The sequence below is a fragment of the Marilutibacter maris genome, assembly GCF_006546735.2.
Taxonomy (GTDB): domain Bacteria; phylum Pseudomonadota; class Gammaproteobacteria; order Xanthomonadales; family Xanthomonadaceae; genus Marilutibacter; species Marilutibacter maris.
Genome location: NZ_VICD02000283.1, coordinates 1 through 8,028, shown reverse-complemented (window position 1 = coordinate 8,028; position 8,028 = coordinate 1). Strand labels below are relative to the sequence as shown.

The window sequence follows — 8,028 nt, the reverse complement described above, 5'->3', positions numbered from 1 at the left end:
CTTCGCCGCGGGCGGACGTCCGCAAGCGAGCCAGTTCGCCCTCCAGCGCACTGACCCGGGAGCGCAAGCCTCCGATCATCACCAACGCCACTATCAGTAGCACCGGCACCGAAAGTACGGCCAGCCCCAGCAGTACAAGCAGACCTTCCATTGATTCCGCCTCGCATTCAGCTGCAGGCGAGGCTACACCAGACGGCCCCCCGCGGCTGCACCCGCACGCCATCGACGGACTTCATGCAAATCACAAGATATCGGATTGACGGAACCACGCGCCCCCATTATGTTGTGCCCGTCGGTGCTGTCGCCCCAATCGGACGACGGCTTAAAAGGGAAGTCCGGTGCGGTGTCGCCAGCAGGCGCGCCAAGGCCGGCGCTGCCCCGCAGCGGTAGTGGAAACGAAACCTGCCATGGCACTGGGGCCCGGCCCCGGGAAGCGGCAGGCGGTAGGCCGAGCCGGGAATGAGGAACGAGAAGTGAGAAGCGAGAAAAGGCCTGTCGCCTTTCTCTGACTACTGACTCCTCCGCGCTCACTTCCCGCTCCCGTCCAGAGCCCGAAGACCTGCCGACAGCCGCGCGAAGCACACCGCGCGGTGACCGGCCAGGGAGTCTCCGGGGGGAGACGGTCGGTGTCGTGGCGGTGGCCGCCTGGCTGCCGCGAACGCCGGATCCTCCGCCGGCGCGCGTCCGTCTCGGGCGCTGCGACACCCCGTCTCCATCCTGCAGATTCCGCGCCCGCGGGGGCACGGCTGGATCGGCGCCATCCCCTGTCGCGGGCGCCATCCACCGTGCCACCGTGCGTCGCCCTCGAGGGAAGGGTGGCGACCCGTGCGCCTGCACAGGAGTACCGCGATGTCCGTCGCTCCCACCACCGACCGCCCCACCGCAACGGCCGACGCCGCCGCCCCCGCAGCGCCTGCCTCCCCGCCCGCCGCCCCCCGTGGCGGCGACGGCTTCGCGCTGACCCCGCCGGCCGCGAACCTGACCATGACCGTGACCAAGCGCAACGGCGGTCGCGAACCGGTCGATCTCAACAAGATCGTGCGCGCGGTGACCCGCTGCAGCGAGGACCTGTATTCGATCGACCCGATGCGGGTCGCGACCCGCACCATCTCCGGGCTCTACGACGGCGCAACCACGCGCGAACTGGATGAGCTGTCGATCCGCACCGCCGCCCTGCTGACCGCCGAGGAACCCGAGTACGGCCGCCTCGCCGCCCGCCTGCTGGCCGGAGTGATCGAGAAGGAGGTCGCCGCGATCGACATCAACGCGTTCTCGCAGTCGGTCCAGCGCGGCCACGAGCTGGGCGTGATCAACGACCGCCTGCTCGGCTTCGTGCAGGCCAATGCGCGCAAGCTCAACGATGCGATCGACAACACGCTGAGCCACCGCTTCGACTACTTCGGACTGCGCACGCTGTACGACCGCTACCTGCTGCGCCATCCGACCGCGCGCACGGTGATCGAGACCCCGCAGCAGTTCTTCCTGCGCATCGCCTGCGCGCTCAGCGAGGACGTGGGCGACGCACTGGCGCTGTACCGGCGGATGGCGCAGCTGGACTACGTGCCGTCGTCGCCGACCCTGTTCAACGCCGGCACCACCCACGAACAGCTGTCGAGCTGCTTCCTGCTCGACTCGCCGGAGGACTCGCTGGAGAGCATCTACAAGCGCTACATGGACGTGGCCAAGCTGAGCAAGTTCAGCGGCGGCATCGGCCTGAGCTACACCCGTATCCGCTCGCACGGCTCGCTGATCCGCAGCACCAATGGCCTGAGCAACGGCATCGTGCCCTGGCTGAAGACGCTCGACGCCTCGGTCGCGGCGGTCAACCAGGGCGGCAAGCGCAAGGGCGCGGCCTGCGTCTACCTGGAGCCCTGGCACGCCGATGTCGAGGAGTTCCTGGAGCTGCGCGACAACACCGGCGACGAGGCCCGTCGCACCCACAACCTCAACCTCGCCAACTGGATCCCCGACGAGTTCATGCGCCGGGTCGAGGCCGACGGCGAATGGTCGCTGTTCGACCCGGCCCGGGTGCCGCAGCTGACCGACCTGTGGGGCGAGGCCTTCGACACCGCCTATCGCGCCGCCGAGGCGGCCGGACTGGCGAGGAAGACGGTCAGGGCGCGTGAGCTGTACGCGCGGATGATGCGTACCCTGGCGCAGACCGGCAACGGCTGGATGAACTTCAAGGACAAGTCCAACCGCGCCTGCAACCAGACCCTGCGCGAGGGCAACGTGGTGCACTTGTCGAACCTGTGCACCGAGATCCTCGAGGTCACCTCGCAGGACGAGACCGCGGTCTGCAACCTGGGGTCGATCAACCTGTCGCACCACGTCGAACTCTTCGAGGAGGGTCCGGTACACGGCCAGGCCGGACGCTTCGACTTCGAGCGGCTCGGCGAGACCGTACGCCTGGCGATTCGCCAGCTCGACCGGGTGATCGACCTGAACTTCTATCCGATCGAGACCGCCCGCCGCGCCAATCTGAAGTGGCGCCCGGTCGGGCTGGGCACGATGGGCCTGCAGGACGTGTTCTTCAAACTGCGGCTGCCGTTCGACTCCGAACCGGCGCGCGCGCTGTCGCGGCAGATCGCCGAGCACATCTATTTCCACGCGCTGTCGGCCTCCAACGAGCTGGCGATGGAGCGCGGCCGCCACCCCGGCTTCGAGGACACCCGAGCCTCGCGCGGCGAGCTGCAGTTCGATGCCTGGGGCGTGGAACCCTCCGATACGCTGGGCTGGGACGCGCTGCGCGCGCGCATCGCCGAGGGCGGTCTGCGCAACTCGCTGATGATCGCGATCGCGCCGACCGCGACCATCGCCTCGATCGCCGGCTGCTACGAGTGCATCGAGCCGCAGGTATCCAACCTGTTCAAGCGCGAGACCCTGTCGGGCGACTTCATCGTGGTCAACCGCTACCTGGTCGAGGAGCTCAAGCAGCTCGGCCAGTGGACCCCGGAGCTGCGCGACCGGATCAAGATGGCCGAGGGCTCGATCCAGGGCGTCGAGGCGATCCCCGAATCGCTGCGGCAGGTCTACCGCACCGCCTGGGAACTGCCGATGCGTTCGCTGATCGACATGGCCGCCGACCGCGGCGCCTTCATCGACCAGAGCCAGTCGCTGAACCTGTTCATCGAGAGCCCGAACATCGGCCAGCTGTCGTCGATGTACATGTACGCGTGGAAGAAGGGCTTGAAGACCACCTACTACCTGCGCTCGCGCCCGGCGACCCGGATCGCCAAGTCGACGGTGAGCGCGGTCGCTCCGGCCGCCGCGATCGCCTGCTCGCTCGAGAATCCCGAATCCTGCGAGGCCTGCCAATGAGCACCGACAACCACCTTCTCGATCCGGGCTTCGACCTCACCCTCAGGCCGATGCGCTACCCGCGCTTCTACGAGATGTACCGCGACGCGATCCGCAACACGTGGACGGTCGAGGAAGTCGATTTCTCGCTGGACGTGAACGACCTGCGCAACAAGTTCGGGCCGGCCGAACGGCACCTGATCGAACGCCTGGTGGCCTTCTTCGCCACCGGCGACTCGATCGTCGCCAACAACCTGGTGCTGAACCTGTACCAGCACATCAACGCGCCCGAGGCGCGCATGTACCTGTCGCGCCAGCTGTACGAGGAAGCACTGCACGTGCAGTTCTACCTGACCCTGCTCGACACCTACCTGCCGGACCCGGAGGCGCGGGCCAAGGCCTTCGCCGCGGTCGAGAACATCCCCTCGATCCGCGCCAAGGCCGAGTTCTGCTTCAAGTGGATGGACTCGATCCAGGGCCTGCATCGGATCGAGACGGTCGAGCAGCGCCGCGAATTCCTGCTCAACCTGATCTGCTTCGCCTGCTGCATCGAGGGCCTGTTCTTTTTCGCCGCCTTCGCCTACGTCTACTACCTGCGCTCGCGCGGCCTGCTGCACGGCCTGGCCTCGGGCACCAACTGGGTGTTCCGCGACGAAAGCTGTCACATGGCGTTCGCATTCGAGGTCATCGATACGGTGCGCAAGGAAGAGCCCGGGCTGTTCGACGAAGAACTGAAACAGCGCGTGGTTACCATGCTGGAGGAGGCGGTGGACTGCGAGATGCAGTTCGCCCAGGACGTGCTGTCGGGCGGCGTGGTCGGCCTGTCGCTCAAGGACATGCGCCAGTACCTGGAGTACTGCGCCGACCAGCGACTGGGGCAGCTCGGGCTGCCGAAGCGGTTCGGCGCCAGCAATCCGTTCGGCTTCATGGACCTGCAGGACGTCCAGGAGGTCACCAACTTCTTCGAACGGCGCGTGTCCGCATACCAGGTCGGCGTCAGTGGCGAGGTGGCGTTCGACGCCGCCTTCTGAGCGCAGCGGCACTGGCGGCCTTTCTTTGCCAGGAAGCGCTCACGCGATGGACGGAACCATCGCCGGCACGGAAGCATCGGCACGGACGCCGGGCAGGGATGCGGGGCGGGCGGATGTCTGCCCATGTCCAAAGCGGTAATCCGGCGGCACGGACGCCGCCACTGCGCGCGAGCGCGCCTTCCCCACGACACCCCCAAACCCCGCCCCAGAGCCCTGCCCGCCCGCGGCAGGACGAGACGCCTCATGCCCAATGTTCTTTCCAGCGACAGCGCGCGCCCGGTCGAAGCGCGCATGGTCGAGATCGTGTTTCCCGACCACACCAATCATCTCGGCACCCTGTTCGGCGGCCAGGCCTTGGCGTGGATGGACAAGGCCGCGTTCATCGTCGCCTCGCGCTACGCCCGCCGCACTGTCGTCACCGCGCGTTCGGAACGGATCGACTTCCACGTCGCGGTGCCGCAGGGCGCCCTGGTCGAACTGCTCGCGCGCATCACCGCCACCGGCCGCAGTTCGATGCAGGTCGAGGTCGAGATGCATACCGAGGACCTGCTGACCGGCGACCACCGCCTGGCGACCCGCGGCGGCTTCACCATGGTCGCGCTGGACTCGCATGGGCAGCCGACGCCGATCAGACCGCTGGACGATCCGGCGCCGGCCCCCGGACCCGGGGCGAACCCGGCGTAGCGACCCCGGCCGGGCAATCCGCGACCCCCGTCACAATGCCCCGTCGATCGCGCAGGCGCGAGGGAAGCACCGCGACGCCGGTAATTGCCCGGCCCAGGCCCGCACGGTAGCGTTACGTCATCGACATTCCGAGTGCGTCCGCAGCCTTGGTTTCTACCGGACAATCGTGGTCCCTGCGCCGGCGGTTCACGCAACTGCTGCTGTTCGCTGCGCTGGTACCGGCGATGCTGTTCAGTGGCGTGCTGCTGTGGCAGCAGTACCGCGCCGAGCACGTCTCGCTGGGCGAGCGCACCGGCCTGTCGGCCAGCCTGACCGCGTCCTCGATCGACGACTTCGTCCACAGCCGTCTTGCCGGCGTCGCCCTGCTCGCGCAGGCCCGGGCGCCGGGCGACGCGGGCTGGACCGATGACCTGGAGCGACTGCTCGATGCCTACCCCGGGCTGATCAGCGCGGTGGTGACCGATGCCGACGGGCGCATCACCGCCTACGCACCGACCCGGGCGGTGGCCACGCCCGACGACGACCTGCCCAGCGTCGCCGATCGCGACTACTTCCGGAATCCCGAACGCCACCTGCGCCCGTACGTCTCCAACGCGTTCCGGGGCCGGGCGCTGGGCGACGACCCCCTGGTCGCGGTGTCCGCGCCGATCGTCGGTGCCGACGGCTTCGGCGGCATCGTCGAAGCCTCGATCCACGTCGAGACCTTCGTCAATCAGCGCGGCGAGGCGTTCCGCTCGCGCGGCTACGAAATGCTGCTGCTGGACCGGCGCAACCGGGTGATCCACGCCACCGAGGGCGTGCCGCACGGCTTTCTCGACACCGTGACCGACTCCCGGCTGACCCTGTCCGGCGACGTGCCGCTGCACATGGCCCAGACCCGCTTCGAGCACGGCATCCTCGGCGACGGCAACGCCTTCGTCTCGCGCTCGCGGATGCGCAGCGGCTGGACCCTGGTCCTGCTCGCGCCGGACCGGCGGCTGATGGAAACGATCGGCCGCAGCACCATCGCCCTGCTCGCCCTGCTGATCCTGATCATCCTCGGCGTGCTGGCCGCGACCTGGGCGCAGTTGCGTGGACTGGCCAAAGGCACCGGCCGATTGCTCGACGCCCTGCGCAACTTCGCGGTCGGCGCCCCGGTCGATCCCGAAACCACCCGCCGCATGCCGATGGAACTGCGACCCGTCGCCGCTGCGGTCGGCGACCTGTCCGAACGCCTGAGCCAGGCCTATGGCGAACTCAACGCGGTGCTTGACGAACAACGCAGACTGGCCGGGTCGCTGCAGAAGGTGGTCGAAGAGCGCGACCAGGAAATCGCCGAACGCACCGCCGACCTGCGCAGCGCGGTCGAGGAACTGGAGCGGATCGCCAGCATCGACGCGCTGACCGGAGCGCTGAACGTGCGCGGCTTCCGTCGCGCGGTCAACGAGCTGGTCGAGCAGCCGGAGTACGACGACACCCCGATGGGCGCGCTGATCGTCGACGTCGACTATTTCAAGGCCTACAACGACCGCTACGGCCACCCGGCCGGCGACACCGTGCTCAAGCGGGTGGTCGGGGTCATGCTGAGCCTGCTGCGCGGCCCCGGGGACGTGTTGGCCCGGGTCGGCGGCGAGGAGTTCGCGGTCCTGCTGCGCGACGCCGACGAGGAGGTCGCGATCGAGGTCGCGCAGCGGCTGTGCGCGACCGTGCGCGACACCGCGATCCCGCATGCCGACGGCATCGACGGGGTGGTGACGATCAGCGTCGGCGTCGCCATCCAACCGTCGCCGCAGTTCATGGACCGGCTGCTGTCGCAGGCCGACGAGGCGCTGTACCGCGCCAAACGCAACGGGCGCGACCGGGCCGGACTCTAGTCCGACCGGGCCGCGCCCGCGGTGCGATCAGGTGCGGTGGATCAGCCCGCGATCACCTTGACCATTTCCAGGCACTTGTTGGAATAGCCCCACTCGTTGTCGTACCAGCTGACCAGCTTGACGAAGGTGCCGTCGAGCGCGATGCCGGCTTCGGCGTCGAAGATCGAGGTGCGGGCATCGCCGCGGAAGTCGGTCGCCACGACCTTGTCCTCGGTGTAGCCGAGGATGCCCTTCAGCGCGCCCTCGGACTGCGCCTTCATCTCGGCGCAGATCTCGGCGTAGCTGGCGTCCTTGTCGAGCTCGACGGTCAAATCGACCACCGACACGTCCGAGGTCGGAATGCGGAACGACATGCCGGTGAGCTTCTTGTTGAGCTCGGGGATCACCACGCCGACCGCCTTGGCCGCGCCGGTCGAGGACGGGATGATGTTCTCGAGGATGCCGCGGCCGCCGCGCCAGTCCTTGTTGGACGGGCCGTCGACGGTCTTCTGGGTCGCGGTGGCGGCATGCACGGTGGTCATCAGGCCGCGCTTGATGCCCCACTTGTCGTTCAGCACCTTGGCCAGCGGCGCCAGGCAGTTGGTCGTGCACGAAGCGTTGGAGATGATCGCCTCGCCCTTGTAGGTCGCGTGGTTGACGCCGTAGACGAACATCGGCGTATCGTCCTTGGACGGCGCCGACATGATCACCTTCTTCGCGCCCGCGTCGAGATGCTTCTGCGCGGTTTCCTTGGTCAGGAACAGGCCGGTCGACTCGATGACGACGTCGGCGCCGACCTCGTCCCACTTCAGGTTGGACGGGTCGCGCTCGGCGCTCAGGCGGATCTTCCTGCCGTTGACGATCAGGTCGCTGCCCTCGACCGAGACCTCGCCCTGGAAGCGGCCGTGCACGGAGTCGTAGCTCAGCATGTAGGCCAGGTAGTCGGGCTCGAGCAGGTCGTTGATCGCGACGATCTCGATCTCGCCGGCGAAGTTCTGCACGGCCGAACGCAGCACATTGCGTCCGATGCGGCCAAAGCCGTTGATGCCTACCTTGATGGTCATTGCTGGGTGCTCCTACGGCCGCGTCGGCGCGCGGCGGATGGGTGGACGGGGGCGCATATTCTAGCAGGCGCGCTCCAACAGGCCCGCCCTGGCAGGCCCGCCCAGTGGGGCGCCCGG

5 protein-coding genes and 1 riboswitch are annotated in these 8,028 nt (G+C 68.2%); of the genes, 4 read left to right on the top strand and 1 reads right to left on the bottom strand.

Annotated elements, in window-relative coordinates; all coding sequences use genetic code 11:
* Positions 1–276 precede the first annotated feature (276 nt).
* Positions 277–581: riboswitch (cobalamin riboswitch) on the top strand.
* Between the two features lie 403 nt (positions 582–984).
* The 4 genes from FKV24_RS16170 to FKV24_RS16155 all read left to right on the top strand — a co-directional run bounded on the left by FKV24_RS16170 (position 985) and on the right by FKV24_RS16155 (position 6,868).
* Positions 985–3,321: a ribonucleoside-diphosphate reductase subunit alpha gene (locus FKV24_RS16170; RefSeq protein ID WP_249041058.1), complete on the top strand. Its 2,337-nt coding sequence runs from the start codon at positions 985–987 to the stop codon at positions 3,319–3,321.
* Entirely contained in the window at positions 3,318–4,331 is a 1,014-nt protein-coding gene (locus FKV24_RS16165; RefSeq protein ID WP_141483103.1) for a ribonucleotide-diphosphate reductase subunit beta, read from the top strand. The genes FKV24_RS16170 and FKV24_RS16165 overlap by 4 nt, the downstream gene beginning before the upstream one ends.
* Before the next feature lie 243 nt (positions 4,332–4,574).
* Positions 4,575–5,015, top strand: coding sequence for an acyl-CoA thioesterase (locus tag FKV24_RS16160; protein ID WP_141483102.1), 441 nt, complete (start codon positions 4,575–4,577; stop codon positions 5,013–5,015).
* Between the two features lie 146 nt (positions 5,016–5,161).
* A complete protein-coding gene (locus FKV24_RS16155) occupies positions 5,162–6,868 on the top strand; it encodes a diguanylate cyclase (protein ID WP_141483101.1) in 1,707 nt (568 codons plus the stop codon).
* Positions 6,869–6,909: 41 nt separating this feature from the next.
* On the opposite strand, the gene gap is transcribed toward FKV24_RS16155, so the two are convergent.
* Entirely contained in the window at positions 6,910–7,911 is a 1,002-nt protein-coding gene (gene gap / locus FKV24_RS16150) for a type I glyceraldehyde-3-phosphate dehydrogenase (protein WP_141483100.1), read from the bottom strand.
* Positions 7,912–8,028: the final 117 nt, after the last annotated feature.